Consider the following 26,130-nt stretch of genomic DNA (forward strand, 5'->3'; position numbering starts at 1 on the left):
GGGATTTTTAGCATCCAAATTTGACAAACCTCGAAAGTGTGGCAACTTGAAAGGAGCAGAAAAAGAAAACCACCTTGGGGAAGGTGGCGAAAGATACTACTACAATATTTTATAAAACTTACACCTCCATTTAATCACCAAATAATTTATTGTCAAGTCATCTCCCAAGGTTTTCTTTTTCTAAATAACCAATTAGAAGAGGATGACGATGGGATGCGTAAAATTATTTGAGGACTACTTACCAAAGAGACCTTATCACACCGATGATATAATCAGCGGCTTAAAAATCAACAAAAAAGAAAAAGCGAAACTTGCTCGTCTGGTCCAACCAAACGGCCCAACCCATAGATATTGGATGGTTTTCGATCTGGACAAGACCAACGCGGGGCTGCACTGGGATGACGTTGGAGCACCAGCCCCTAACCTAATCGCTCGAAATCCGGCCAATGGGCACGCCCATTTGCTCTACCTGCTACAAACCCCTGTCCGAACCGCAATCGACGGTAAAACAGCCCCTTTACGCTATGCTGCGGCCATCGAAGCGGGTCTGCGTAACCGTTTAGGTGCAGACCGAGGCTATTCCGGGTTGATCTGCAAAAACCCGATCAACTCCCATTGGATCGTTACCGAGTGGCAGGCCGATCCATATACCTTGGACGACTTAGCCGAATACGTTGATTTAACCCCTGAAAAGGCCAGAGAGACGCCTGTAGAGGATTACGGCTTGGGCCGTAACTGTATGCTTTTTGACCAATTAAGAGCGTGGGCATACAAGGCAATCCGTCAGGGATGGCCGACGTATGAACAATGGCTAAACGCTTGCCTTGACCGTGCCATAGGCTACAACGTTAATTTTACTACGCCGTTGGACATATCCGAGGTTAAACACACAGCCAAGAGCGTAGCGAAGTGGACACATAGAAACTTTACCCGTGGCTCCTTTGACGATTATGTCGCCAGAACTCACACAAGCGAGATGCAGGCATTCAGAGGTAAGAAAGGCGGTAGACCCGCCACAACAACTGCGAACGGTAGACCTTGGGTGGAGTTGGGCGTTAGCAGAGCGACTTGGTACAGGTTACAAAATCGAAAATAGTATTATAATGGTGAGACAAAAGCCTATATCAGATAGTAGCACCCGGTGAGGGTGTTTCTTCTTCCCCCTTCCCCCATACCTACCCACATATACATACACCGCACCACCGATAGCCATAAAACGCAAGGAAACGGTTAAAATCTGCGTTTATTTATCTTATTGATACGAAGACACCAAACCACACCACTACATGCCTAAAATAACCGAATGGGTAAGCGACCACCCTGCAGCACCTAACCAGCACCCCTATACTTCCCAAGGTTTGGAGATATATCCCTGAACCTATATGTATGTATACATACATATCAACCTTCTCTCCTGATGAAAATTTCACACTTTCTCAAATTCATCGAAAACGGTGAATACCCCTCACTGGGCTGATTAGCCTAAATATCCCAAAAGCGATTTTGGCCAGCACTGAAAAAACGGGATTTAGAGAAAGTCATTTTTCTCTAAAATACGCCCAAGAAATTTTAAGGATTTATACCAAATTTTTGATATATGGGATTTCTCAACCATCGAATTACGGCTTAAAAACAGCAAAACACCTTGTCAAGAGAAAAATGAAAATAAATATAAGGTTCAACCGTAATCGTTAAACAGGGTTCAACCCTAAATTAATTACTTAGTTCACTTTTGCTACAAAGCAGAGAAAAAATCGCACCTGCGAAACTCAAAAAATCGCCCTCAAATTAATTTCACAAAAAAACGCGGGGTGTTGGCCACATCTAAAATTCAAAAAAATTGAACATGTCGAATTTCCTACAATGTATATCCCTGAAGTAAATTTATAGGTTCGGAGATATGACCCTGAAGCATTGACTTACATAAAACCTATGGTATTTGTATTATAACAACATAGGAGTTCTAACATGAACAAAGCAGAACAAGCAGGAAAAATAGGCGGATTAGTTGGCGGATTTAAAAGAAGAGAGCGTCAGAAGTTTTTAGTAGCATTTATAAAGCTGGTAGAAATGGAGGAATTTCCAGACTTAAAGCTGACCTCATGCCTCGCAAAAAAACTGATAGCAGCATTCTCTGGCTGCAAATCAATCTCTAACGATGTTTTGATAAAAGAGTTTGGGAGGCCCGGCAACAAGGTAAAACAGCAAAACCTTGACGATATTGTATTGATTTTAACAGAGCGATATAGCGAAACGTATAAGTCACTATGGAGCGATGCGAAGAAAAAAATTGAAGATGATGCAAATGAATATAAGAAACAAAAAATTCAAGAAATGCGAACATCAATATCATAAATATATATCCATGCAGCGTTTTTTCGCTACATGGCTGAGCATACTTAGGTTCAAGGATATACCCCCCAACCTTTACCCTCTTAACACCATCACATGGAGCAGAATAAAAAAGGCCGATACCGGCCTTCTGCTTACAACTGACTAAATTTTAAGTTGCCAAGTCGAGCGGCAAATCGCTTATGTCCTTCAAACGCCGACCATCAACCATGATAGCTAAAAGCTCAGACGAATCGTCCATTCCTAATTCTTTCAATGTTGCTTGTAGCTCATACAAGGCGAAATGATAAACGCAATCTATATCGCCAGTACCGAGAGCAATTGAAGCTAATCTGCTAGGGGTAGGCTCAGCGGTGACTACCATGATATTAGGCAGGTGGCCTTTGCGATTCCGCATCAGGTTTAACGCTTCGGAACGTGCATTCTGTGCCCTATCGCTTCGGATAGTCCACTTACATGACACGCTTGCATGTAGAAGCGGTTTGCCCCCAGCTGCAGCCCGCAAGCTAGCCCGTGTGCTTACGGACGCATCTACCAAAAATTCATGACGGTTAATATTGTCGTCACTTTCCAAACCCCTAGCTACAACGATATCAGGGGTGATTGTGTAGTCACTTCCCAAAGCCGCAGCTAGTTCGGCATCAGCTTTAGCAGCTCGATCCAATGCTATCAAGTGTGCGTATTGCTCATATTTAGCTATTTCTAGACGATTGCGACCAGAAACTTGATGCACGTCCCAGTCACCGGGACGAAGATGCCCAAGCTTTAAAAACGTGCTTTTCACATATTCGGCACAAATACCCTCAAACTCATTGCCAGACGTTTGACCGGCTTGCCGTTCGGCAATAGTTTCTGCCTTCAATAGCTCCGCAATTCCTTTTGCGATTGCAATGCTGGTTTTGTTGCTACTATCAGCGTTACTTGGCACACCCTTGTCATTAATAGTCAGGGTTGTTTTGAGAAGCGAGGCATGGAACTCTTTCCGTGCTTGTAAAAACTCGGGAGGAATATTCATCAGGCAACCTGTACCAAGCGTTTTACTGAAAGAGCCTTAAAAATCTGCGTTGCTACTGCACAAGCCACTGGAGGCGGGAAAGCGTTACCTATCTGTCGATAGGCTGCAGTTTTCTTACCGTGGAATTGCCAATCATCAGGGAACCCCTGAATGCGTGCGGCCATGCGAGTTGTCAGCTTCGGCATACCTTCAAAAAACTCGGTAGGAGGCTCATTCGCAATGCCCATTCCGCAGACGCCAATAGACGCCCAAGCTTTTTTCGCCCTTGTCGGTCCCAGATCGGGGCCACCATGCTTTTTCGAGCCGCCGACCAACGTTGGTGCAATTGTGTTAGCTTGCTCTCGCCAAGCATCAGCACCACGCCAACCATCCGCCTTCATTAAATCGTGAAGAAGTTCACCAACAGTCGGTGGAGTGATTAGCTTTGGCTCAGGCCATGAAAAACCATCAGCAAGGTCTTTTCTGATACCGACGAAGACCACACGAGGCCGAAGCTGAGTAACGCCAAAATCGGAAGCATTCAGCAGCCGCCAGCCCGGTACATAGCCAAGCTTTTTTAATTGCTTCTCGACTTTATTACGGTAATCGTCGAAAACCGCGTCTAAGAGCCCACGCACGTTTTCCAGCATTACTGCCTTTGGACGACACTCATCAACGAGACGCAACGCCTCGGGAAATAGATCCCGCTCATCGTCTGCACCGAGCTGCTTGCCCGCCTTGGAGAAGGGAGGACAAGGAACCCCACCCGCGACCAAATCAACGCCGAAAAACGGCAGCCCGTTGAACTGACGCAGATCCTGTTCCTGAACGTTCCACTCTGGACGATTCAGTCGAAGGGTTGCACATGCAGGGGGTTCAATTTCCACCAGCACTTCGTGCCCAAAGCCCGCCATTTCAAGGCCGAGAGCTTGCCCGCCTGCTCCGGCACACATTTCCAATGACGTGAATAGGCTCATTTTGTCTCCTCGCTACGCTCTACTTCAAAGCGGCTACTTAAAAATCGGTGATACTAGCATGGTGTATGGATAGACAGGTAACCCATCTGACCCTTCGACGCACTGCTGCAGAGCCGCAGCACATCAAAGGGTCTTGATCAGATCAATACAGGCAGATAGCTACAAACCCGCTCTAACGCTCCCACGGAGGCTTCTAGGTCACAGGGCAGCACATTAGCTAGGAAGGTCAAAAGACAGACGAAAAAAAATGGCGATCTGTAGGCTAGCTTGCAATCAAAATTCGCTACAAATTTTGCTACAAACTATTGCTACAAATCGCCATTTTCCAGCCCTCGTAAATCATTGATTTATAAGGACTTTTTGAATATGGCGGAGAGATAGGGATTTGAACCCTAGGTACTGTTGCCAGTACAACGGATTTCGAATCCGTCCCGTTCGACCACTCCGGCATCTCTCCAATGGCGCGCATCATACCAGCGTTTTCGTTTCTGGCAAACCTTTTTTGAAAAAAATTCGCGTGGTATCAGGCGCTTGCGTGAACGCGCCGCTTACAGCGGCACGCCCAGGCGCTTGGCAACTTCTTCGTAGGCTTCGATCACATCGCCCAGCCCCTGGCGGAAGCGGTCCTTGTCCATCTTCTTGCGGGTTTCCTTGTCCCACAGACGGCAGCCGTCCGGGCTGAACTCGTCGCCCAGGACGATCTGGCCATGGAACACGCCGAACTCCAGCTTGAAGTCGACCAGCAAGAGGCCTGCGTCATCGAACAGCTTGCTCAGCACTTCGTTGACCTTCAGCGACAGCTTCTTCATCTCGGCCAACTGCTCGGCGGTGCCCCAACCGAAGGCGACGACGTGGGATTCGTTGATGAAGGGGTCGCCCTTCTCGTCGTTCTTCAGGAACAGCTCGAAGGTGGACGGCTCCAGCTTGATGCCCTCCTCCACGCCCAGGCGCTTGACCAGGCTGCCGGCGGCGTAGTTGCGCACCACGCACTCGACCGGAATCATGTCGAGCTTCTTGACCAGGCACTCGTTGTCGCCCAGCAGCTTGTCGAACTGGGTCGGCACGCCGGCTTCTTCGAGCTTCTGCATGATGAAGGCGTTGAACTTGTTGTTCACCATGCCCTTGCGGTCGAGTTGTTCGATACGCTTGCCGTCGAACGCCGAAGTGTCGTTACGGAACAGCAGGATCAAGCGGTCGGCGTCGTCGGTCTGGTAAACCGATTTGGCCTTGCCGCGGTAGAGTTCGTCGCGTTTTTCCATGATGGGCTCCGCTTGCTTGAGTAGGTGGGCTAGGCGATCTGGCGCCAGTCGAGCCCTTGATCCTGATTGGCCACCTGGAGCCAGTCCGGGTCGCACCCGAGGGTGTCGACGAAGCACTGGCGGGCCAGATGTGGCAGGTTGTTCTTGCTGCTGAGGTGGGCCAGCACCAGGTGCTGCAGGCGTTGCCAGCCCAGCTCGGCCACCAGGCTCGCGGCCTGGTGGTTGTTCAAATGTCCCTGGCTGCCGCCGACCCGCTGCTTGAGAAAGTACGGGTAATGCCCGCGGGCCAGCAGGTCACGGCAATGGTTGGCCTCGATCAACAGTGCGTCCAGATCCTGGTAGCGCGCCAGCAAGTGACTGTCGTAGCTGCCCAGGTCGGTCAGCATGCCGAAGCGTCGGCGACCATCGCTGATCACGTACTGCAACGGCTCGTAGGCGTCATGCTCGACCCGCGCCGCGCTGACCTCCAGCTCGCCGATGCGCAGCACATCGCCACAACCGATGAAACCGGCCACCTCAACCGGCTTGCGCATGCCGCGCAAAGTGCCCTGGCTGAGGTAGACCGGTACATTGTAGCGGCGCGACAGCAGGCCCACCCCATGCACGTGGTCGGCATGTTCGTGGGTCACCAGCACCGCGCTCAGTTGCGTGGCCGACACCCCGAGCAGCGCCAGGCGCCGCTCGGTCTCGCGCAGGGAAAAGCCGCAATCGACCAGGATGAACGTGTCACCACTGGCGATGAGCGTGCCGTTTCCCTGGCTACCGCTTCCAAGAACCGCGAAGCGCACTTAGCCCAGACGGTCCTGGATCGCGCTCAGCACGCGGCGGGCGACATCGGCCGGGGCCACGGTGTTGATGTTCTTCTCGACCGTCACCTGAACGTTCTCGCCGACTTTGCTCAGGCGTACCTGGTAGCGCTCGGCACGGGCTTCACGTTCTTCCTTGCTCGGCTCGCTGCCGAACAGGCGGCTGAAGAAGCCAGGCTCCTTCTGCTTGTCGTCAGGCTTCTCGGACAGGTTGATGTAGTACAGGCCCAGGCTGCGGTTGATGTCCTCGACACGCCACTCGCCCTGCTCCAGCGCACGACCGACACCGGACCAGGCGCGGTCCAGGTCGGAACCGAGGTACAGCACCGGGTTGCCGCTGCCATCCTCGCTCAGGCTGACCTGGCTCGGGGCATCGAAGTCGCGGGCGGCGAGCAGGGACACCGAACCGCCCTTCTCGGCGCTGCGGTTCATGCTGGCCAGCATCTCGTCGACCAGCAGGGCGTCGGCGCCGCTGTTGGTGGAGCTGGACGGGAAATCAGGCTCGGCGCTGCTGCCAGCCGGGCGCTCGACCGTGACCACATACACCTCGCTGGTGTTGCGCTGCACGCCGGGCTCCATGCGCACCCGCACGCGGACTTCGCTGTCCGGGCTGCTGGAGGCGCTGGCCAGGCGCTGGCCAAGGGAGGCCGACAGTTCGTCGAAGCGCTGCCAGGTGGTGTTGAACTCGCCAGTCTGCGGACGCTCTTCGGCGATACGGAAACCGTTGTCCTCGAAGAACTGGCGGGCCACCGGCCAGACTTCGGCCGGCGAATGCTGGGCCAGCACCCAACGGCTGCTGCCGCTGCGCTGCAGGGTGTAGTCGCTGACGTCGGCGCTGGCCGACAGCGGCTGCGGACGCGGCACTTCGAACTCGCCGGTGGCGCGATCGTCGGCCACGTTGCGCGGGATCGGCAGCAGCGGATCCAGGCGCTTGACGTTGCTGGCGTCCGGCGGCAGCTGCATCGGCGCGGTCGGGTGCGCCTGCAGGTAATCACTGCCGCGGTCGCGGAAATAGCCATCCTCGCCCCACAACCAGCCGCACCCGCTGGTGCTGGAAATGATCAGGGCGAGAGCGGAAAGACCAGCCAGTCGCTTCATGCGGTGTACTTCCTCGATTAAACCAGTACGCCGGACTGGCGCAAGGCAGTACGGACTTTTTCGTGACAGCCTTCGCTCAGCCAGGTCAGCGGCAGGCGGATGCCCTGCTGCATCAGGCCCATTTCGACGAGCGCCCATTTCACCGGGATCGGGTTGGCCTCGCAGAACAGGTCCTTGTGCAGCGGCATGAGTTTTTCGTTGATCGCGCGGGCCTTCTCGGCATTGCCCTCAAGGGCGGCCTCGCACAGGTCGGCCATTTCGCGCGGAGCGACGTTGGCGGTGACCGAAATGTTGCCTTTACCGCCCATGAGGATCAGCTCGACGGCGGTCGGATCGTCGCCAGACAGGACGATGAAGTCCTTGTCGACGCCGTCCAGGATCTGCTTGGCACGAACCAGGTCGCCGGTGGCTTCCTTGATGCCGATGATGTTCTTGACCTTCGACAGGCGGATCACGGTGTCGGCCTGCATGTCGCAGGAGGTGCGGCCGGGCACGTTGTAGAGGATCTGCGGAATGTCGACGGCTTCGGCAATGTGCTTGAAGTGCTGGTACAGGCCTTCCTGGGTCGGCTTGTTGTAGTAAGGCACGACCAGCAGGCAGGCGTCGGCGCCGGCATTCTTGGCGTTCTTGGTCAGGTGCACGGCTTCGGCGGTGGAGTTGGCACCGGTACCGGCGATCACCGGAATCGGCTTCTTGCTGTGCTTGACGCGCTCGACCACATGTTTGATGACCAGAATGTGCTCTTCGACATCCAGGGTGGCGGACTCGCCGGTGGTGCCGACAGCTACGATCGCGTGGGTGCCGTTTTCCAGATGGAAGTCTACAAGTTTGTCGAGGCTGTCCCAGTCCAGACGCCCTTGTGCATCCATGGGTGTGACCAACGCCACCATACTGCCCGCAATCATGTAATTGCTCCTGCCGGAAAAAGAGAGCGGTAATGGTACTGGCGCCATCGGCCTTGCACAAGCGAAGCAGGCGGGCGGAGCATTCCCCTTCGCGCCGCTTTTCGCTACCCTTGATCCTTTGATCGGTGCAGCCCGGCCCGCCGGGCCGTCGACAGTGCTCCCGGCCTGCGTCCACAGCCGCCCAAACCGGCCGGAACCACGCTGACAAAGAAGGCTCGACCTCGTCCTGCACCGACCGCTCATCGCTTTAGGAATGCTGCATGTCCACCCCCACCGTTCGCGAACAATTCCTCGTCATCAGTGCCTTGGGCCCCAACCCCATGGAGCTGGCCAACGTCCTCAGCCGCGCCGCCTTCGAGAACCGTTGCGCGGTGGTCACCTCGCGCCTGTCGCGCCACGGCGAGACCAGCGCCCTGGTGCTGCAGGTCGGCGGCAGCTGGGATGCCCTGGCCCGCCTCGAAGCCACCCTGCCGGGCCTGGGCAAGAAGCACGGCCTGACCCTGGACGTGGTGCGCAGCGCCGACCAGGAAGTGCGCCCGCAGGCCCTGCCCTATGTAGCCTACGTCAGCGCCGCCTACCGCCCGGACATCATCAACGAACTCTGCCAGTTCTTCCTCGACCACCGCGTCGAGCTCGAAGCGATGACCTGCGACACCTACCTCGCCCCGCAGACCGGCAGCAGCATGCTCAATGCCCAGTTCACCGTGATCCTGCCGGCCGGCACCCAGATCAGCTGGCTGCGCGACCAGTTCCTCGATTTCGCCGACGCCCTCAACCTGGACGCGCTGATCGAACCGTGGCGCCCACAAAACCCCATGTAAGGAAGCTCCCATGGCCGTAGCACTCGACCAACCCGTCGCCGATTTCCAGGTCCAGGCCACCAGCGGCCAGACCGTCAGCCTTGCTGACCTCAAGGGCCAGCAGGTGGTGTTGTACTTCTATCCCAAGGACAGCACTCCGGGCTGCACCACCGAGGGCCAGGGTTTCCGCGACCAGCACGCGGCGTTCCAGGCCGCCAATACCGTGGTGTTCGGCGTTTCGCGCGATGGCATCAAGTCGCACGAGAACTTCAAGGCCAAGCAGGCCTTCCCCTTCGAGCTGATCAGCGACAAGGACGAGGCGCTGTGCCAGCTGTTCGACGTGATCAAGCTGAAAAAGCTGTATGGCAAGGAATACATGGGCGTGGACCGCAGCACCTTCCTGATCGACAGGGACGGTGTGCTGCGCCAGGAATGGCGTGGGGTGAAGGTGCCGGGGCATGTGGATGCCGTACTGGCGGCGGCGCAGAACCTCGCCAAGGCTTGAGATCGTAGGGGGCGCTTTGCGCCCCATTCGCGACACAAGGCCGCTTCTACAGGGGAGCGCGATCCCTGCAGGAGCGGCCTTGTGTCGCGAAAGGGCTGCAAAGCAGCCCCAGAATTACAGCATCGGCGCCACAGACCTGTCCTGCCGCGGCCACGCATCCAGCACCGCCTTGAACAGCGTCGCCAGCGGGATCGCGAAGAAGATCCCCCAGAACCCCCACAGCCCGCCGAACAGCAGCACCGCGCAGATGATCGCCACCGGGTGCAGGCTCACGGCCTCGGAGAACAGCAGCGGCACCAGCACGTTGCCGTCGAGCGCCTGGATGATCGCGTACACCGCCATCAGGTAGATGAACTGGTCGCCCCAGCCCCACTGGAACAGCGCGATCAGCGTCACCGGCACGGTCACCACCACGGCACCGACATACGGCACCACCACCGACAGGCCCACCAGCAGCGCCAGCAAGGCGGCATAGTTGAGGCCCAGGCTGATGAAGGCGATATAGGTGGCGATCCCGCAGATCAGAATCTCGATGCCCTTGCCGCGGATATAGTTGGCGATCTGCCGGTTCATCTCGTCGCCGACCCGATTGAGCAGGGTGCGCTCACGCGGCAGGTAGCCGCTGACCCAACGGCCGATCAGCTCGCGATCCTTGAGGAAGAAGAACACCAGGATCGGCACCAGCACCAGGTAGATCATGGCGTTGACCAGCAGCGGCAGGCTCGACAGCGAGAAGGTCAGCGCCCATTGGCCGAACTTGCCGATCTCGCCGCGCACCGACTCGATGGCACGCAGCACCTGTTCGTCCGACACCAGGTGCGGGTAACGCTCCGGCAACAGCAGCAGCAGCGACTGCCACTTGCCGAGCATGCCCGGCAACTCGTTGAACAGGGTGATCAGCTGATGCCAGAGCAGCGGCACCAGCACCAGCAGGAACACCGCCAGCGCGCCCATGAACAGCGCGAACACCAACCACACCGCCATCCGGGTCGGCACCCTCAGGCGCTCCAGGGCGTTGACCAGCCCCTGCATGAGAAACGCCAGCACCATGCCCGCCAGCACCGGCGCGAGCATGCCGCCCAGGGTCAGCACCACCGTGAAGGCCAGGAACAGCAGGACCGCCAGCACCACCGCCTCCTCATCGGAGAAGTAGCGCTGCATCCAGTCGCGAAGCACTTTGAACATTGACGATCCTTGGAAAAGACTCAGGCCTTGCGCAGCCAGTAAGTGTACACGCCGGCCTCGGCCGTTTCGCGCAGCAGCGTATGACCGGCAAGCTGGGCAAACGTGCGGAAGTCGCGCTGGGAACCGGCGTCGGTGGCGATCACCTTGAGCACCGCGCCACTGGCCAGGCGATTGAGCTCCATCTTCGCCTTGAGCAGCGGCAACGGGCAGTTCAGCCCGCTGGCGTCGAGTTCGGCGTCGCAGGTCGGGGTATCACTCATCGGGCGCGTCTCCAGGGCGGGGCGAAAAAGAACGGTAGGATACCGCCACTGGTCTGCATCGCGCGACCCGGCTACAGTAAGGCTTTTGATCGACGCGAGCTTCTGCATGAATCTACTGCGCCCTACCCTGTTGACGCTGGCTTGCCTGATGGCCCTGCCCGGCCACGCCGACGACCTGCCGTCACTGGGCGACGCCAGCTCCGCGATCGTTTCGCCGCAACAGGAGCACCAGCTTGGCCGCGCCTGGCTGAGCCTGTTGCGCGGCCAGGTCAACCAGCTCAACGACCCGCAACTCAAGGACTTCGTCGAAACCAGCGTGTACAAGCTGGCCGAGACCAGCCAGCTGCAGGACCGGCGCCTGGAATTCATCCTGATCGACAGCAAGGAACTCAACGCCTTCGCCGCGCCTGGCGGTATCGTCGGGGTCAACGGCGGCCTGTTCCTCAATGCCCAGAGCGAAGGCGAGTACGCCTCGGTACTGGCCCACGAACTGGCGCACTTGTCGCAACGCCACTTCGCCCGCGGCGTCGAGGCCCAGCAACGCATGCAGTTGCCGATGATGGCGGCCCTGCTGGCCGGCATCGTGCTGGCCGCGGGTGGCGGCGGCGATGCCGGCATCGGTGTCATCGCCGGCACCCAGGCCGCGGCGATCCAGGAACAGCGGCGCTTCTCCCGGCAGAACGAGCAGGAAGCCGACCGTATCGGCATCCTCAACCTGGAAAAGGCCGGCTACGACCCGCGCAACATGCCGTCGATGTTCGAGCGCCTGGCCCGTCAATACCGCTACGACGCCAAGCCGCCTGAGTTCCTGCTGACCCACCCAGTCACCGAGTCGCGTATCGCCGACACCCGCAACCGCGCCGAACAGGCGCCCAAGGGCGGTGTCGAGGACAGCTTGCGCTACCAGCTGATCCGCGCCCGCGTCGGCCTCACCTACGAAGGCACCCCAGGTCTGGCCGCCAAGCGCTTCCGCGCCCAGCTCGACGACAACCCGCAGATGGACGCCGCGCGCTACGGCCTGGCCCTGGCACAGATCAAGGGCGGCCAGCTCAACGAAGCGCGGGAGAACCTCAAGCCGCTGCTGGCCAAGGCCCCCAACGACATCACCTACAACCTGGCGCAGATCGACCTGGACATCACCAACAACCGCCTGGCCGACGCCCAGCAGCGCGCCACGCGCATGCAGGGGCTGTACCCGGGCAACTACCCGCTGAAACAGGTACGCGCCGACCTGCTGGTCAAGCAAGGCAAGCCAGCCGAGGCGGAGAAAGTGCTGGATGACCTGGTCAAGAACCGCCCGGACGACCCGGACGTGTGGTACGACGTCGCCGAAGTGCGCGGGCTGTCGGGCAACACCATCGGCCTGCACCGCGCCCGCGCCGAGTACTTCACCCTGGTCGGCGACTTCGATCAGGCGATCCAGCAGCTCGACTATGCCAAGCGCCGCGCCGGCAGCAACTTCCCGCTGGCCGCGCAGATCGACCAGCGCCAGCGCGAGATCATGGAGCAGCAGCGCATGGTCAAGGAGATGATGGGGCGCTAGGCCTGGCACTGATCGCGCTGTAGGAGCGGCCTTGCCGAGGCGTCGGCAAGGCCGCTCCTACAAAGCGATGTCCACCTTGTGTCAGGCGTTGCCCGACAACTTCAACCGCGCCGCCTGGGTGAAATCGAGCATGCGGTTCAGCGGCTTGATCGCCTTGGGAATCAGCGCAGGCTCCACGAAGATCTCGTTGCTGCCGGCACGTAGGCAATCGAGCACCCGCTCCAGGGTGTTCATCGCCATCCACGGGCAGTGCGCGCAGCTGCGGCAGGCCGCGCCGTTGCCGGCGGTCGGTGCCTCGACGAACTCCTTGTCCGGGCACAGCTGCTGCATCTTGTAGAAGATGCCGCGGTCGGTGGCGACGATGAAGGTCTTGTTCGGCAGGGTCTGCGCCGCCTTGATCAGCTGGCTGGTGGAACCCACCGCATCGGCCAGCTCGATCACCGCCTCCGGCGACTCCGGATGAACCAGAATGGCCGCATCCGGATACAGCGCCTTCATGTCGGCCAGCTGGCGCGACTTGAACTCCTCGTGAACGATGCAGGCACCATCCCACAGCAGCATGTCGGCGCCGGTCTGCTTCTGGATATAGCGGCCCAGGTGCTGGTCCGGCCCCCAGATGATGGTCTCGCCGTTGTCCATCAGGCTCTCGACGATCTCCAGCGCGCAACTGGAGGTCACCACCCAGTCGGCACGCGCCTTCACTGCGGCGGAAGTGTTGGCGTAGACCACCACGGTACGCTCGGGGTGCTGGTCGCAGAACGCCGAGAAAGCCTCGACCGGGCAGCCCAGGTCAAGGGAGCAGGTCGCTTCCAGGGTGGGCATCAGCACGCGCTTTTCCGGGGTGAGGATCTTCGCGGTCTCGCCCATGAAGCGCACGCCCGCCACCACCACGGTGTCGGCCGGATGGTTCTTGCCGAAACGCGCCATCTCCAGCGAGTCGGACACACAACCGCCGGTTTCCTCGGCCAGGGCCTGGATCACCGGATCGCAATAGTAGTGGGCCACCAGCACGGCGTTCTGCTTCTTCAGCTCGGCGGCGATGGCCGCACGGTAATCGGCCTCCTGCTCGGGCGTCAGCGGATTGGGCTGCTTGGCATCGAGATGGGCCTGAACCAACAGGCGTTCGGAAATCTGGGTCATGATCGCTGGACCTGCGGGGCGCCTGGGCGCGTCAGTCGAGTGTATCACCCGGCCCTGACAGATCGGCTAACGGTGCCGGACGGCCAGCGTCACGGCCCCTCTGCGGGCACGGATTATTATCGGACGGCGAAGGCTACAGGCAATCGGGGCGATGCAAAAGGGGTTTTTGCGTTGGCCAACCCAATGCAATCGCGGGGCAAGCCCGCGCCCACGAAGCCACCCGACTCATAGCGGCTTCGTGGGCGCGGACTTGCCCCGCGACGGGTTCTCGAGCCAGCAATCAGCCCTGCGGCTGAAGGGCCGCGAGGTGGCCACTGATCAGCATGGCGAACTCTTCGACGGTCATCTTCTTGCCGTTGAAATCGACCATGCCGTCGGCGTAATGCAGGCTCGACACCACATCGTTGCCCTGCACCGTGGCCATGCCGCTCTGCAGCGCCATCATGCCGACCATCTCACCCGCCTGGCTGGACTGCTGGGCGATGGCCTGGGCATCGGTCTCGCCATCGAGCAACGCCTGCAAGGTGGCCAGGTCGGCGACCATCGGCTTGGAGACGCTGAGCTTGGCCTTCAGTTGCGTGACCAACTGCTTGCCCAGCTGGTCCGCCGGCAGGTCGAATGACGTCGGGTTGGCGAAGTCCATGGCCAGGTTGAACTGGCTCACCCCGTTTGCAGTCTTGAACGCCAGCTTCTCCACCGCCACCTGCGGCTTGGCCTGGAGCAGCTTCTGCAAGTCGCCCTGGACCTTGGCCTGTTCCTCGGGCGTCATGTCGAGCGACGGCATCGCCTCGCCCTCGGCAGCGGCCTGCTGAATCTCCGGCATGCGCGTCTGGTACCACTCCATCAAGGCCTGCATGGCCGGAATATCGATGGATTTCATGGTCAGGACCATCTCGGCACTGCCAACCTTGCGCCCGGCGTAGCTGATGTCGTCGACCTTGTATTCCAGACGCCCGGCCAGCTTGTCCTTGGCCTCGCCCTCGGCGTTGTACAGGTTGTTCTGCTGCAGGCCCTTGAGCACCAGCACTTCCTGTTTCGGCCCGAAGGTGACCTGGGTGTCGGCCAGGGCCAGGTCGAAGTTGCCGACATAGACCATGTCGTGGGCGGTCTCGCTAAGCTTTCCGCCGGCCTTGAAGCCGTTGAGCAGGATCTTCACCGGCCCCTGCTGCTCGTCGACGAAGTTCAGCTCCAGGCGTTCGGCATTGCTGTGGATCTCCACCGCCTTGCCTTCGCGATCGCCACGCAGCTGCAGCTGCAGACCGGAGAAGTCCAGAACGTTGCTACCGTCTTCCTTGAGCGTGACCGGCGCCAGGCGGATATCACTGTCGACGCCGCCGTTGTAACCCAGGCTGACCTGGCCGGTGACCGGCGGCTTGTCACCGGCGGCGGCGAACCAACCAGCGGTGAAGTCATCCTTCTCCAGTTCACTGTTGCTGGTGGCCAGCACCGGCATCAGCTTGAGCGCCTTGACCCGCGACCAGGGAAACGGACCGTGCTCGATCTGGTCGACCACGCCCACCTGGAAATTCAGCTTCTCGGCCTCGCCGACCTGCACGTTCTCGGCCTTGAAGCGGTAGTGCGCGGTGCTGGTGAAGAAGCGCTGTTCCAGCGAGACCAGCTCGATGGTCATGCTGCCACCGTTGCCGATCATGGCCTTCTTCAGTTCTTCGTTGCCACGTGCGACGGAACGCTCCAGCTCGGCGGGCAACTGCTTGCCGGTATACCAGGCGCCAGCAGTGGTTGCGACGGCGATGGCGACGGCCAGGCCGGAAAGGATGCCTACTGTTTTCTTCATGAATAGAACCGATTGCTGTCCATAGAGGGGCGAATACGCGGACCACGGAAGTCGGCGTGCAAGGCGGCAAGAATACCACCGGCACTTGGGCAATGCGGTGTCCTCACCGAGAATTCTGCACCTGGGCACATCACCTCGCGGCGTCGTATCTCTTCATTTGCGGGCATCGAATCGTAAATTTTTACGAACACCGAAATCGACTTATGGCCTGCTCGATCCGCCAAAAATACTGCATAACGGCCAATAAAGCCGATTCTATGCTCACAATGTAAGCAACCTGTCATGTTTAACTTGACACTCATTTGGCCATCGTTTTTTATTCTTCGCACCTTGCACGCGCCCATGCCACGAAGAAGAAAACGCGCCGCCATGCCCGTCCGTCCCTGCCCTCACGCGCCGCCTTCCTCGCCCAGGCCCGGCCAGCCCTGATACCAGCGCCTACCCGCGCACTTCGCAGCTCCAACATAAAAGGTGAACAACATGGAGCCCATCCGCTCGACCTTGTCGTGCCCGTCGCACGCCGTGCCCGTTGTCCAGGTCCAGGAGCGCCGCCCGCATGCAGCCTGACCAAAGCGCCCCCGGCGACGCCCAGTTCCGCAAGTCCCTGCGCCTCTGGCACGTGGTGATCATCGGCCTGGCCTACCTCACCCCGATGACCGTGTTCGACACCTTCGGCATCGTATCCGGCCTTACCGCCGGGCATGTCCCCAGCGCCTACATCCTGGCCCTGGCCGGCATCCTCTTCACCGCCGTGAGCTACGGCACCTTGGTGCGACGCTTCCCACAATCGGGCTCGGCGTACACCTACACCCAGCGCGCCATCAACCCGCACGTGGGCTTCCTGGTGGGCTGGTCGTCACTGCTGGACTACCTGCTGCTGCCCATGGTCAACGCGCTGCTGGCCAAGCTGTACCTGTCGGCGATGTTCCCCGAGGTGCCGGCCTGGATCTGGGTGGCCGGCTTCGTCACCCTGATCAGCCTGATCAACATGCGCAGCGTCAACCTGGTGGCGCATTTCAACCTGCTGTTCGTGGCCGTGCAGGTGGCGATCATCGCCGTGTTCATCTACCTGTGCTGGCGTGGCCTGGACCACGGCGAGGGACTGGGCACCGCCTGGAGCCTGGTGCCGTTCGCCGACGAGCAGACCCAGTTCGCCGCCCTGGCCGCCGGCGCGACCATCCTGTGCTTCTCGTTCCTGGGTTTCGATGCGGTGACCTGCCTGTCGGAAGAAACCCGCGACCCGGGCAAGACCATCCCCCGCGCGATCTTCCTCACCGCGCTGATCGGCGGCGTGGTGTTCATCCTGGTGTCCTATTTCATCCAGGCCTACTTCCCGACCATGGCGCGCTTCCATGACCAGGAAGCGGCCCTGCCGGAAATCGCCCTGTATGTCGGCGGCAAGCTGTTCCAGTCGGTGTTCATCGCCTGCACGGTGATCAACACCATCGCCTCGGGCCTGGCCTCGCAGACCAGCGTGTCACGCCTGCTGTACGTGATGGGCCGCGACAACGTGATCCCGGCCGGCGTGTTCGCCCGCCTGCACCCGCGCTACAAGACCCCGGTGCTGAACATCGCCGTGGTCGGCCTGATCGCGCTGTCGGCGATCTTCTTCGACCTGGTCACCGCCACCTCGGTGATCAACTTCGGCGCGCTGGTGGCGTTCAGTTTCGTCAACCTGTCGGTGATCAACCACTGCTACCTGCGTGAAAGGCAGAACAAGGGCCTGACGAACAACCTCAAGTATCTGATGATGCCGACGATAGGCTTTTGCATCATCGTCTCGCTGTGGCTGGACCTGAACGAACACTCGCTGCTGTTCGGCGGCGCCTGGGCACTGCTGGGTGCGTGCTACCTGGCCTGGCTGACCAAGGCCTTCAGGATCGCGCCACCGAACTGCATCGCCGACTGAACCCGCCGACGCCCGCCTGACCGCGGGCGTCCTGTTTGTCCGAGAAGGAAAAGCCCATGTCGCTGCGCCGTCTCTCCATCCAGTGGAAGATCACCCTCCTCGCCGGCCTGTGCCTGCTGGCCATCGTCGCCCTGCTGGTGACCACCTCGCTCACCCAGGCCCGACGCAGTGCCGAGCAGGTGTTCCAGGCCAACACCGAACTGCTCGACCACAGCGCCCGCCTGCGCCTGCAGGCGCACGGTGAAACCCAGGCCCTGCGGATCCAGCGCTACTTCATGGACGCCTACCAGTACGGCAATGGTTTCGCCCGGCTGGTGCAGGCGCTCAAGGCCCGCGGCGGCGCCGACCTGCGCGGCGAGCTGACCCGCCAGGCACAGTCCGCCCTCGCCGGCAACGCCGACCTGATCGGCCTGTACCTGGTGTTCCAGCCCGATGCCCTGGATCAGCAGGACGCCCAGTACATCGGCCAGACCGACCGCGGCAGCAACGACAGCGGGCGCTTCTCCCTGTACTGGTCGCAGCCCAGCCCCGGCGCGCTGGAGGTGGAAGCCATGCCCGAATCGATGCTCGCCGACACCAGCGTCGGCGCCAACGGCTCGCCCTACAACCGCTGGCTGACCTGTCCTCAGGAGACCGCCAGGGCCTGCGTGCTCGACCCGTACTTCGACGAGGTCAACGGCCGCCAGGTGCTGATGACCAGCATCGCCCTGCCCCTGCTGGAAAACGGCAAGGTGATCGGCGTGGTCGGCCTGGACATCGGCCTGGACAACCTGCAGCAACTGAGCCTGGCCGGACGCCAGGAACTGTTCGACGGCCAGGGCCAGGTCAGCATCGTCAGCCCCGCGGGGCTGCTGGCCGGACACAGCCAGGATGCCACCCAGCTGAGCAAGACCGTGGAGCAGGCCTTCGGCGCCAGCGCCGCCGCCCTCACCGCGCCGCTGCGCGCCGGCCAGGCGGTCGAACGCCTGGACGCCGGCACCATGCGTATCTCCCGGCCATTCGCGCCGATTCCCGGCTCGGCGCCGTGGCAGGTCTTGCTGGAGCTGCCCGAGCAGGTCCTGCAGGCGCCCGCCGTCGCCCTCAACCAGCGACTGGACAGCCAGAACCAGAGCGCCAACCTCACCAGCCTGCTGATCGGCCTGGGCGCCGCGGTGCTGGGGCTGCTGCTGGTATGGCTGACCGCCCGCGGCGTGACCCGGCCGATCCTGGCCGTGGCCGCGCGCCTGAAGGACATCGCCAGCGGCGAAGGCGACCTGACCCGGCGACTGGACTACGCCCGCGACGACGAACTGGGCCAACTGACCGGCTGGTTCAACCGCTTCCTCGACAAGCTGCAGCCGGTGATCGCCCAGCTCAAAGGCTCGGTGCAGGAGGCCCGCGGCACCGCCGACCAGTCCGCGCTGATCGCCAGCCAGACCAGCGACGGCATGCAGCAGCAGCATCGCGAGATCGAGCAGGTCGCCACCGCCGCCAACGAAATGAGCGCCACCGCCCATGACGTGGCCCATAACGCCGCCCAGGCGGCCCAGGCGGCACGAGGCGCGGACCAGGCGACGCGCGATGGCCTGGCGCTGGTCGCCGCGACGCGCACCGCGATCGGCCAGCTGGCCGGCGGCATGGACGCGGCCATGGACGAGGCCCGCGCCCTGGAGAGCCGTGGCGAGCAGATCGGCTCGGTGCTCGAGGTAATCCGCGCCATCGCCGAACAGACCAACCTGCTGGCCCTCAACGCCGCCATCGAGGCCGCCCGCGCCGGCGAGGCCGGACGTGGCTTCGCGGTGGTCGCCGACGAGGTACGCAGCCTGGCCCAGCGCACCCAGGTGTCGGTCGAAGAGATCCGCCAGGTGATCGAAGGCCTGCAGCAAGGCACCCAGGACGTAGTCGGCGCCATGCACGCTGGCCAGCGCCAGGCCCAGGACAGCGCCGCGCAGATGGAGCAGACCTTGCCGGCCCTGCAACGCATCGGCGAGGCAGTGGCGGTGATCACCGACATGAACCTGCAGATCGCCTCGGCAGCCGAAGAGCAGAGCGCGGTGGCCGAGGAAGTGAACCGCAATGTGGCGGGGATCCGCGATGTGACCGAGTCGCTGTCCGGGCAGGCCGACGAGTCGGCGCGGATCAGCCAGGCACTGAACCGGCTGGCCAACCAGCAGCAGGTACTGATGGCGCAGTTTCGGGTCTGAAGTCCACCTCCCAACGGCGAGACCTGCAGATCTTTTACCAATCCCCCGCGAGCGAGGCCGATATCCGAGCAGTCAGGTATCGGCCTTTTTATTTGCTTTGAAGATGAGTTTTTTTCAGGAGTGCATTTTCAGGCACTTTTTATATTGCGCAAAAAGACGAGCTCCAATAGCAAAATGACGTGAACGACACCCATGAAAACCCTGAACAAAACGGAATCTTGCACGATAGAGTGGCTTTAACACCCTGACAAATTGACGAAACCATTCATTCCTAATTGGAATGATGTGGCAACTAATGGTCGTTTGTTGTGCACGCCTTTGCGAGCCGATACTGATTTCAATCAATGCAATCAATACCGCCGCGGCCCTGGAGAAACCGCTGGCAGGCCGGCGCCCACCCACCGCCAGCCCCTGCAATGGAAGTGGTCAGAACACAACAAGAACAACAACTCACCCGAATGCAGATCAGCAGGTTGCCCATGACCCATTCGAACAACGACGCAAAGTTGCCTGCCGCAACCCCACCCTCCGGACACCTCAAGCGCACCCTCACCAGCCGTCACCTGAACATGATCGCCATCGGCGGCTCCATCGGTACCGGCCTGTTCGTCTCCTCCGGCGCCACCATCGCCCAGTCCGGCCCCGGCGGCGCACTGCTGGCGTTCGCGGTGATCGGCCTGATGGTCTACTTCCTGATGACCAGCCTGGGTGAACTGGCGGCGTGCATGCCAGTCAGCGGCTCGTTCTCCACCTACGCCTCGCGCTACGTGGATGAGAGCTTCGGCTTCGCCCTGGGCTGGAACTACTGGTACTCCTGGGCCGTGACCATCGCCGTGGACCTGGTGGCCGTGCAGATCATCATGGTCTACTGGTTCCCGGACACGCCCGGGGTGATCTGGAGCGCGGCCTTCCTGGTCTTGCTGTTCGCCCTGAATGTCGCCTCGGTGCGCTTCTTCGGCGAGGCGGAGTTCTGGTTCGCGCTGATCAAGGTCGTCACCATCATCATCTTCATCGCCGTGGGCGTGCTGATGCTGCTGGGCATCCTCGAAGGCGGCCAGGACGGCGGCATCCACCTCTGGCAGATCGGTGACGGGCCTATCGCCGGTGGCCTGCCGGCGCTGATCGGCGTGGCGATGATCGTCGGCTTCTCGTTCCAGGGCACCGAGTTCGTGGGCATCGCCGCGGGCGAAACGGCGAACCCCGGGCGCAACATTCCCAAGGCCGTGCGCCAGATCTTCTGGCGGATCCTGCTGTTCTACGTGTTCACCATCATCGTGATCGGCCTGCTGATCCCCTATACCGACCCACGACTGCTCAAGGACGGCCTCGCCGACATCACCATCAGCCCATTCACGCTGATCTTCGCCAAGGCCGACATGCTCGCCGCCGCCGCGGTGATGAACGCGGTGATCCTCACCTCGGTGCTGTCGGCCGGCAATTCGGGCATGTATGCCTCCTCACGGATGCTCTACAGCCTGGCACGGGAGCGCAAGGCACCGGCCATCTTCGCCCGGGTGACCCGCAGCGGCACGCCGGTCTGGGCGTTGCTGGCCACCGCAGTGGTCGCCGGCCTGTGCCTGCTGAGCTTCCTGTTCAGCCCCGGCAAGCTCTACCTGTGGCTGCTGAACACATCCGGCATGCTCGGTTTCATTGCCTGGCTGGGCATCGCCGTCAGCCACTACCGCTTCCGCCGCGGCTACCTGCTGCAGGGCAACGACCTGGCCAGGCTGCCGTACGTGTCGAAGTTCTTCCCGTTCGGGCCGTTGTTCGCCTTCGGCCTGTGCGCCGTGGTGATGCTCGGCCAGAACTACCAGGCCTTCATCGGCGGCCAGATCGACTGGATCGGCGCCTTCGCCACCTACGTCGGCCTGCTGCTGTTCACGGTGATGTGGTTCGGCCACAAGCTGGTCACCGGCTCACAAGTCGTGCGCTATCGGGAGATGGATTTCTCGGTCATCGAGACGCGCAAGGCCAACGACCGGCAGGCTGTCGCCGCCGAAACGCCCGTCGCCACCAGCCAGCAGCCCGCCTGAGAACGCCAATGGCGGGCCTGACCCGGCCCGCCCATCACTGCCCGGGATCATGATGAACAGCACTTTCCTCGACTCGTACTACGAAGCCACCGCCAACAGGCCACTCTACCCGACCCAAACAGGCCGCACCGACACCCGCGTGTGCATCCTCGGTGGCGGCCTGGCCGGCCTGTCGACCGCACTGGGGCTCGCCGAACGCGGAGTCGGCGACGTGACCATCCTCGAGTCGCAGCGCGTCGGCCACGGCGCCTCGGGACGCAACGGCGGCTTCGTGTTCGGCGGCTACAGCCTCGGCAACGCCGAGCTGCTGGCAACCCTCGGCGCCACCGAGGCACGCCGCCTGTACCAGCTGACGCTCGACGCCGTCGAACTGATTCGCGAGCGTACCCGCAGGTACGCCATCGACTGCGACCTGATCGACCAGGGCGTGATCCTGGCCAACTGGTTCAACGACCCATCACGCCTGGAAAAACCGCGCCAGCTGATGAAAGAGGCCTATGGCGTGGAGTGGGAGCGCATCACGCCCGGCGAGCTGAAAGAACAGCTCAGGAGCGAGCGTTACTACGGCGGACTACGGGAACGCAACGCCTTCCACTTTCACCCGCTGAAGTACGTCTGCGGCATCGCCCGGGCCGCCGTGCAAGCGGGCGTGACGATCTTCGAGCAGTCACCGGTCATCGCCATCGAGAAGCAGGCCAATGGCTACATCGTGCGCACCGGCCAGGGTGAAGTCCATGCCGAGGAAGTGGTGTTCTCCGGCGGCGGCTACGCCCGAGGTGTCTACGCGCCGATCGAACGCGCCGTGCTGCCCATCGCCACCTACGTGGTGGCGACCCAGCCACTGGGCGCGCGCCTGGCCGACGCCATCGACTGCAAGGCGGCCATCTACGACACGCGCTTCGCCTTCGATTACTACCGCCTGCTGAAGGACACCCGGATTCTCTGGGGCGGGCGCATCTCCATCCTGGATCGCGGGCCGCAAGCCATCGCCCGCTTGCTCAAGGCCGACCTGACGAGCGTCTACCCACAGCTCGAGGATGTGCAGATCGACTACTCGTGGGGCGGCCTGATGAGCTACGGGCGCCATCAGATGGCGCAGATCGGCCAGGACGACAACGGCATCTGGCACGCGGTCGGCTTCGGCGGGCACGGCATGGCGCCGACCACCGTGGCGGGGGAAGTGCTGGCGGACGCCATCACCCGGCGCCTGCCGATCCCGGACGGCTTCGGCCAGTTTGGCCTCGACCGTACCTACGGCCTGGCTGGCCTGGTGGCCGCACAGGCCACCTACACCGCCTACCAGGCGCGCGACGCCTTCGATGCCCGACGCCTGAACCGTTGACACCGGCTCAGGATGCCTTTCAACAGGCATGAAAAAGCCCGCCATGTAGGCGGGCTCTTTCATACAGCATATGGTGGGTCGTGTAGGATTCGAACCTACGACCAATTGGTTAAAAGCCAACTGCTCTACCAACTGAGCTAACGACCCGTTGGATGGCGCGTATATTACTGATTTCTCAGAGGAAATCAACACCCCATCGGAAAAATTTTCAAGAATACCGGGTCGGGTCCTCTACACCGGCCGCCTTGAAGCCGTCGGCGCGCAGGCGGCAGCTGTCGCATTTGCCACAGGCGCGGCCGTCGTCATCGGCTTGATAGCAGGAGACGGTCAGGCTGTAGTCCACGCCACGGGCAATACCCGCCTGGACGATCTGTGCCTTGCTCAGGTTCTGCAATGGCGCCTGGATACGGAAGCCCTGCCCTTCGACACCCGCCTTGGTAGCCAGGTTGGCCATGCGCTCGAACGCTTCGACGAACTCCGGGCGGCAGTCCGGATAGCCGGAGTAGTCCACGGCATTGACCCCAATGAAGATGTCACGGGCCTCGAGCACCTCGGCCCAGCCCAAGGCCAGGGAGAGGAACACGGTGTTGCGAGCCGGCACATAAGTGACCGGAATACCTTCGGTCGGCGCCTCTGGCACATCGATGCTGCTGTCGGTCAGGGCCGAGCCGCCAATGCCATCGAGGCTCAGGCCGATCACCTTGTGCTCGACCACGCCCAGGTCACGGGCAACCCGCGCCGCCGCGTTGAGTTCGGCACGATGGCGCTGCCCGTAGTCGAAGCTCATGGTGTAGCACTGGTAGCCGTCAGCCTTGGCCATGGCCACCACGGTGGCCGAGTCCAGGCCGCCGGACAGCAGGATTACCGCGCGTTTCTCAGTCATGTCTCTTCCTCTCAGCGTCCAGGTTCGTCGTTCCACAGCAGCTTGTGCAGCTGCAGCTGGAAACGCACGGGCAGGTTGTCGGCAACGATCCAGTCGGCCAGGTCGGTGGCGCTGACCTGATGATGGCTCGGCGAGAACAGGACCTCGCCGGCACGCTCGGCCAGGTTGTACTGGATCAGCTTGGAAACCGCCCAGTCGTAGTCTTCACGGGAGCAGATGACGAACTTGACCTGGTCGTTGCGGGTCAGCAGCTCGATGTTCTCGTAGCGGTTGCGGTGCGACTCCTCGGAGCCGGGGGTCTTGAGGTCGACCACGCGACTGACCCGGGTGTCGGTGCCGCCGATGTCGAGGGCGCCGCTGGTTTCCAGCGATACGTCATAGCCGGCATCGCACAGGCGCTGCAGCAACGGCAAGGCATTGGGCTGGGCCAGCGGCTCGCCGCCGGTCACACAGACGTAACGTGGCTTGAAGCCGGCGACTTGCTCGAGGATCGAGTCGAGGGTACGAATGGTGCCGCCACTGAAGGCATAGGCACTGTCGCAGTACTGGCAGCGCAGGGGGCAACCGGTCAGGCGCACGAATACCGTGGGCAGCCCGGCCGTTCGCGTTTCACCCTGCAACGAGTAAAACACTTCGGTGATGCGTAATGTGTCTTGCATGATCGCCACGGGCGTGACAGCTGAACAGGCTGTCCGCCTCCGTCAGGCACTGTCGCGGACTCGACATGGCGTTATCCGCGGCAGCGTGTTTAGGAAAAAAGGGCAGAGATTCTAACGAAAAAACCCGCGACAAGCGCGGGTTTCTTTCAAACGGTACTGCTTACAGCTTCTGCAGATCGCGCTGGGCCAGTTGCGCGGCGGAGGTGCCAGGATACTGGGTGATGACCTGCTGCAGGATGCCCTTGACCTTGTCGGTATGGCCCATGCGGCGCTCGACATCGGCCAGTTTGTAGAGCGAATCCGGCACCTTGCTGTGCTGCGGGTACAGCTGGCTGACCTTGGCGAAGGCCTGACCCGCGCCTTGCAGGTCGCCTTTGGCGAGATTGACCTCGCCAAGCCAGTACTGGGCATTGCCGGCGTACTGGCTGTTGGGGTACTTGCGCAGGAAGGCATTGAAGGCCTGGCTGGCCTTGTCGAAATCCTTCTGCTTGATCAGGTCGAAAGCGGCATCGTAATACAGCTTCTCTTTCGCCGGATCACCCGGCTCGCTGCTGGCGGCCGGTTGCTGCGCGGCGCTGGCGCCGGCGGCGGCACCCGTGGCTGCGTTGTTCGCACCACCGGTGGAGGAATTGTCGGGAGTCGCGGCAGGCGCGGCACCGCTGCTGATGCGGCGGTCGAGATCCTGGTAGCGCTCGAGGTTTTCCTGCTTCATGCGCGACACATCGTTTTGCAGCTCTTCGATAATGCCTTGCTGGCGGGAAATCTGGTCCTGCATCTGCTGCAGCTGCATGAACAGCTGGCCATTTGCAGAAGCAGGGGCCGAAGCCCCTGCTCCGGCATAGGCGCCGCTCGTGCCATAACCCGCAGGTGGATAGCCACCGGCGTTGTCATCTACTACGGGAACCGCAGCCCACGCCGAGAGGGGCAGGCTGAGTGCGAGGACGGTTACAACACGACGGCACATACGCATAAGAACTTACTTACGCAGTTCTACGCGACGGTTCTGAGCCCAGGACTGCTCGTCGTTGCCGGTGGCAACTGGACGCTCTTCGCCGTAGGAAACCAGTTCCAGCTGAGCAGGGGAAACGCCCTGCAGAACCAGGTAGCGCTGAACGGCCTTGGCACGACGCTCACCCAGAGCCATGTTGTACTCGCGGGTGCCGCGCTCGTCGGTGTTGCCTTCCAGGACAACGCGGTTGCCGTTGGCTTTCAGGTCCTTGGCGTGAACGTCCAGGGCGCGCATGGCTTCTGGCTTCAGATCCGAGCTGTCGTATTCGAAGTAGAAGGTGGTGATTGCGCGCAGGGCGGCTTCTTCGCTCAGGGAGCCGTCGACAGCGCCAGTGTTGGCACCGTAGCCAGCGTTCGGGTCGACAGCGCCTTCACCAGCATTGTCACCGCCCTTCGAGGAGCAACCTACAGCTACGGCCATGGCCAGAGCCAGCGCAGCGAATTTACCAAACTTCAGCATTTCCATCGTGAAACTCCTAATGAAACCCCAGTGT

At 61.0% G+C, this 26,130-nt stretch carries 24 protein-coding genes and 2 tRNA genes; 9 read left to right on the forward strand and 17 right to left on the reverse strand.

The features are described from left to right. Positions 1–208 precede the first annotated feature (208 nt). Positions 209–1,096 carry a replication initiation protein gene (locus N7422_RS01790; RefSeq protein ID WP_279804856.1) on the forward strand — a complete coding sequence of 296 codons (888 nt, stop codon included), beginning with the start codon at positions 209–211 and terminating at the stop codon, positions 1,094–1,096. 872 nt (positions 1,097–1,968) lie between these two features. Then, positions 1,969–2,355: a hypothetical protein gene (locus tag N7422_RS01795; protein ID WP_232905576.1), complete on the forward strand. Its 387-nt coding sequence runs from the start codon at positions 1,969–1,971 to the stop codon at positions 2,353–2,355. Positions 2,356–2,503: 148 nt separating this feature from the next. Here the strand turns inward: N7422_RS01795 and N7422_RS01800 are convergent, their stop codons facing one another. The 7 genes from N7422_RS01800 to dapA all read right to left on the reverse strand — a co-directional run bounded on the left by N7422_RS01800 (position 2,504) and on the right by dapA (position 8,391). After that, positions 2,504–3,367 (reverse strand): NgoMIV family type II restriction endonuclease, encoded by an 864-nt coding sequence (locus tag N7422_RS01800; protein ID WP_232905575.1) that lies wholly within the window; start codon positions 3,365–3,367, stop codon positions 2,504–2,506. Then, positions 3,367–4,323, reverse strand: coding sequence for a DNA cytosine methyltransferase (locus tag N7422_RS01805; RefSeq protein ID WP_100413323.1), 957 nt, complete (start codon positions 4,321–4,323; stop codon positions 3,367–3,369). The genes N7422_RS01800 and N7422_RS01805 overlap by 1 nt, the downstream gene beginning before the upstream one ends. A gap of 367 nt (positions 4,324–4,690) precedes the next feature. Continuing rightward, positions 4,691–4,780: transfer RNA gene (locus N7422_RS01810), tRNA-Ser, on the reverse strand. Between the two features lie 91 nt (positions 4,781–4,871). Further along, entirely contained in the window at positions 4,872–5,582 is a 711-nt protein-coding gene (gene purC / locus N7422_RS01815; RefSeq protein ID WP_279804858.1) for a phosphoribosylaminoimidazolesuccinocarboxamide synthase, read from the reverse strand. Between the two features lie 29 nt (positions 5,583–5,611). Beyond that, the gene (locus tag N7422_RS01820) at positions 5,612–6,370 is read right to left on the reverse strand and encodes an MBL fold metallo-hydrolase (RefSeq protein ID WP_279804859.1); all 759 of its coding nucleotides are present in this window, start codon (positions 6,368–6,370) and stop codon (positions 5,612–5,614) included. Continuing rightward, positions 6,371–7,486, reverse strand: a complete 1,116-nt coding sequence (gene bamC / locus N7422_RS01825; protein WP_279804860.1) for an outer membrane protein assembly factor BamC — start codon at positions 7,484–7,486, stop codon at positions 6,371–6,373. Between the two features lie 17 nt (positions 7,487–7,503). Further along, on the reverse strand, positions 7,504–8,391 hold the full coding sequence (gene dapA / locus N7422_RS01830; protein ID WP_279804861.1) for a 4-hydroxy-tetrahydrodipicolinate synthase: 888 nt from the start codon (positions 8,389–8,391) through the stop codon (positions 7,504–7,506). Between the two features lie 260 nt (positions 8,392–8,651). Here dapA and N7422_RS01835 point away from each other — a divergent pair, with 260 nt between their 5' ends. Together N7422_RS01835 and N7422_RS01840 are read left to right on the forward strand one after the other, a co-directional pair. Continuing rightward, entirely contained in the window at positions 8,652–9,212 is a 561-nt protein-coding gene (locus tag N7422_RS01835) for a glycine cleavage system protein R (RefSeq protein WP_279804862.1), read from the forward strand. Positions 9,213–9,222: 10 nt separating this feature from the next. Next, complete coding sequence (locus N7422_RS01840) at positions 9,223–9,696, forward strand: peroxiredoxin (RefSeq protein WP_279804863.1); 474 nt, start codon at positions 9,223–9,225, stop codon at positions 9,694–9,696. A gap of 114 nt (positions 9,697–9,810) precedes the next feature. On the opposite strand, the gene N7422_RS01845 is transcribed toward N7422_RS01840, so the two are convergent. Both N7422_RS01845 and N7422_RS01850 read right to left on the reverse strand, forming a co-directional pair. Then, entirely contained in the window at positions 9,811–10,881 is a 1,071-nt protein-coding gene (locus tag N7422_RS01845) for an AI-2E family transporter (RefSeq protein WP_279804864.1), read from the reverse strand. Between the two features lie 20 nt (positions 10,882–10,901). Further along, the gene (locus tag N7422_RS01850; protein ID WP_011535136.1) at positions 10,902–11,141 is read right to left on the reverse strand and encodes a sulfurtransferase TusA family protein; all 240 of its coding nucleotides are present in this window, start codon (positions 11,139–11,141) and stop codon (positions 10,902–10,904) included. Positions 11,142–11,247: 106 nt separating this feature from the next. Between N7422_RS01850 and N7422_RS01855 the strand changes: the two genes are divergently transcribed. Beyond that, complete coding sequence (locus N7422_RS01855; protein WP_279804866.1) at positions 11,248–12,684, forward strand: M48 family metalloprotease; 1,437 nt, start codon at positions 11,248–11,250, stop codon at positions 12,682–12,684. Between the two features lie 81 nt (positions 12,685–12,765). On the opposite strand, the gene nadA is transcribed toward N7422_RS01855, so the two are convergent. The 3 genes from nadA to N7422_RS01870 all read right to left on the reverse strand — a co-directional run bounded on the left by nadA (position 12,766) and on the right by N7422_RS01870 (position 15,990). After that, positions 12,766–13,824: a quinolinate synthase NadA gene (gene nadA / locus N7422_RS01860; protein WP_279804867.1), complete on the reverse strand. Its 1,059-nt coding sequence runs from the start codon at positions 13,822–13,824 to the stop codon at positions 12,766–12,768. Between the two features lie 280 nt (positions 13,825–14,104). Next, positions 14,105–15,619 carry a YdgA family protein gene (locus N7422_RS01865; protein WP_279804868.1) on the reverse strand — a complete coding sequence of 505 codons (1,515 nt, stop codon included), beginning with the start codon at positions 15,617–15,619 and terminating at the stop codon, positions 14,105–14,107. Beyond that, complete coding sequence (locus N7422_RS01870; protein ID WP_279804869.1) at positions 15,616–15,990, reverse strand: hypothetical protein; 375 nt, start codon at positions 15,988–15,990, stop codon at positions 15,616–15,618. The genes N7422_RS01865 and N7422_RS01870 overlap by 4 nt, the downstream gene beginning before the upstream one ends. Positions 15,991–16,175: 185 nt before the next feature. Between N7422_RS01870 and N7422_RS01875 the strand changes: the two genes are divergently transcribed. The 4 genes from N7422_RS01875 (at position 16,176) to N7422_RS01890 (ending at position 23,086) form a co-directional block, all read left to right on the forward strand. Continuing rightward, positions 16,176–17,528, forward strand: a complete 1,353-nt coding sequence (locus N7422_RS01875; RefSeq protein WP_279804870.1) for an APC family permease — start codon at positions 16,176–16,178, stop codon at positions 17,526–17,528. 56 nt (positions 17,529–17,584) lie between these two features. Beyond that, positions 17,585–19,711 (forward strand): methyl-accepting chemotaxis protein, encoded by a 2,127-nt coding sequence (locus N7422_RS01880; protein WP_279804871.1) that lies wholly within the window; start codon positions 17,585–17,587, stop codon positions 19,709–19,711. Between the two features lie 479 nt (positions 19,712–20,190). After that, entirely contained in the window at positions 20,191–21,744 is a 1,554-nt protein-coding gene (locus N7422_RS01885; protein WP_279804872.1) for an amino acid permease, read from the forward strand. Positions 21,745–21,796: 52 nt separating this feature from the next. Beyond that, a complete protein-coding gene (locus N7422_RS01890; RefSeq protein WP_279804873.1) occupies positions 21,797–23,086 on the forward strand; it encodes an FAD-binding oxidoreductase in 1,290 nt (429 codons plus the stop codon). A gap of 71 nt (positions 23,087–23,157) precedes the next feature. On the opposite strand, the gene N7422_RS01895 is transcribed toward N7422_RS01890, so the two are convergent. The 5 genes from N7422_RS01895 to pal form a co-directional block, all read right to left on the reverse strand. Then, positions 23,158–23,233, reverse strand: a tRNA-Lys gene (locus N7422_RS01895). A gap of 61 nt (positions 23,234–23,294) precedes the next feature. Further along, positions 23,295–23,969 (reverse strand): 7-cyano-7-deazaguanine synthase QueC, encoded by a 675-nt coding sequence (gene queC / locus N7422_RS01900; protein ID WP_279804874.1) that lies wholly within the window; start codon positions 23,967–23,969, stop codon positions 23,295–23,297. Positions 23,970–23,980: 11 nt separating this feature from the next. Next, complete coding sequence (queE, locus tag N7422_RS01905; RefSeq protein ID WP_279804875.1) at positions 23,981–24,628, reverse strand: 7-carboxy-7-deazaguanine synthase QueE; 648 nt, start codon at positions 24,626–24,628, stop codon at positions 23,981–23,983. Positions 24,629–24,788: 160 nt separating this feature from the next. Beyond that, positions 24,789–25,598, reverse strand: a complete 810-nt coding sequence (gene ybgF, locus N7422_RS01910; protein ID WP_279804876.1) for a tol-pal system protein YbgF — start codon at positions 25,596–25,598, stop codon at positions 24,789–24,791. A gap of 6 nt (positions 25,599–25,604) precedes the next feature. After that, entirely contained in the window at positions 25,605–26,102 is a 498-nt protein-coding gene (gene pal / locus N7422_RS01915) for a peptidoglycan-associated lipoprotein Pal (protein WP_023381906.1), read from the reverse strand. Positions 26,103–26,130: the final 28 nt, after the last annotated feature.

Source organism: Pseudomonas sp. GD04091 (assembly GCF_029836165.1).
Lineage (GTDB): Bacteria > Pseudomonadota > Gammaproteobacteria > Pseudomonadales > Pseudomonadaceae > Aquipseudomonas.

Bases quoted from the DNA above. Each gene is read 5' to 3' on its own strand.
- N7422_RS01790 (WP_279804856.1), top strand. From the start codon at position 209: ATGGGATGCGTAAAATTATTTGAGGACTACTTACCAAAGAGACCTTAT.
- N7422_RS01795 (WP_232905576.1), top strand. From the start codon at position 1,969: ATGAACAAAGCAGAACAAGCAGGAAAAATAGGCGGATTAGTTGGCGGA.
- N7422_RS01800 (WP_232905575.1), bottom strand. From the start codon at position 3,367: ATGAATATTCCTCCCGAGTTTTTACAAGCACGGAAAGAGTTCCATGCC.
- N7422_RS01805 (WP_100413323.1), bottom strand. From the start codon at position 4,323: ATGAGCCTATTCACGTCATTGGAAATGTGTGCCGGAGCAGGCGGGCAA.
- purC (WP_279804858.1), bottom strand. From the start codon at position 5,582: ATGGAAAAACGCGACGAACTCTACCGCGGCAAGGCCAAATCGGTTTAC.
- bamC (WP_279804860.1), bottom strand. From the start codon at position 7,486: ATGAAGCGACTGGCTGGTCTTTCCGCTCTCGCCCTGATCATTTCCAGC.
- dapA (WP_279804861.1), bottom strand. From the start codon at position 8,391: ATGATTGCGGGCAGTATGGTGGCGTTGGTCACACCCATGGATGCACAA.
- N7422_RS01835 (WP_279804862.1), top strand. From the start codon at position 8,652: ATGTCCACCCCCACCGTTCGCGAACAATTCCTCGTCATCAGTGCCTTG.
- N7422_RS01840 (WP_279804863.1), top strand. From the start codon at position 9,223: ATGGCCGTAGCACTCGACCAACCCGTCGCCGATTTCCAGGTCCAGGCC.
- N7422_RS01845 (WP_279804864.1), bottom strand. From the start codon at position 10,881: ATGTTCAAAGTGCTTCGCGACTGGATGCAGCGCTACTTCTCCGATGAG.
- N7422_RS01850 (WP_011535136.1), bottom strand. From the start codon at position 11,141: ATGAGTGATACCCCGACCTGCGACGCCGAACTCGACGCCAGCGGGCTG.
- N7422_RS01855 (WP_279804866.1), top strand. From the start codon at position 11,248: ATGAATCTACTGCGCCCTACCCTGTTGACGCTGGCTTGCCTGATGGCC.
- nadA (WP_279804867.1), bottom strand. From the start codon at position 13,824: ATGACCCAGATTTCCGAACGCCTGTTGGTTCAGGCCCATCTCGATGCC.
- N7422_RS01865 (WP_279804868.1), bottom strand. From the start codon at position 15,619: ATGAAGAAAACAGTAGGCATCCTTTCCGGCCTGGCCGTCGCCATCGCC.
- N7422_RS01870 (WP_279804869.1), bottom strand. From the start codon at position 15,990: ATGGCGGCGCGTTTTCTTCTTCGTGGCATGGGCGCGTGCAAGGTGCGA.
- N7422_RS01875 (WP_279804870.1), top strand. From the start codon at position 16,176: ATGCAGCCTGACCAAAGCGCCCCCGGCGACGCCCAGTTCCGCAAGTCC.
- N7422_RS01880 (WP_279804871.1), top strand. From the start codon at position 17,585: ATGTCGCTGCGCCGTCTCTCCATCCAGTGGAAGATCACCCTCCTCGCC.
- N7422_RS01885 (WP_279804872.1), top strand. From the start codon at position 20,191: ATGACCCATTCGAACAACGACGCAAAGTTGCCTGCCGCAACCCCACCC.
- N7422_RS01890 (WP_279804873.1), top strand. From the start codon at position 21,797: ATGAACAGCACTTTCCTCGACTCGTACTACGAAGCCACCGCCAACAGG.
- queC (WP_279804874.1), bottom strand. From the start codon at position 23,969: ATGACTGAGAAACGCGCGGTAATCCTGCTGTCCGGCGGCCTGGACTCG.
- queE (WP_279804875.1), bottom strand. From the start codon at position 24,628: ATGCAAGACACATTACGCATCACCGAAGTGTTTTACTCGTTGCAGGGT.
- ybgF (WP_279804876.1), bottom strand. From the start codon at position 25,598: ATGCGTATGTGCCGTCGTGTTGTAACCGTCCTCGCACTCAGCCTGCCC.
- pal (WP_023381906.1), bottom strand. From the start codon at position 26,102: ATGGAAATGCTGAAGTTTGGTAAATTCGCTGCGCTGGCTCTGGCCATG.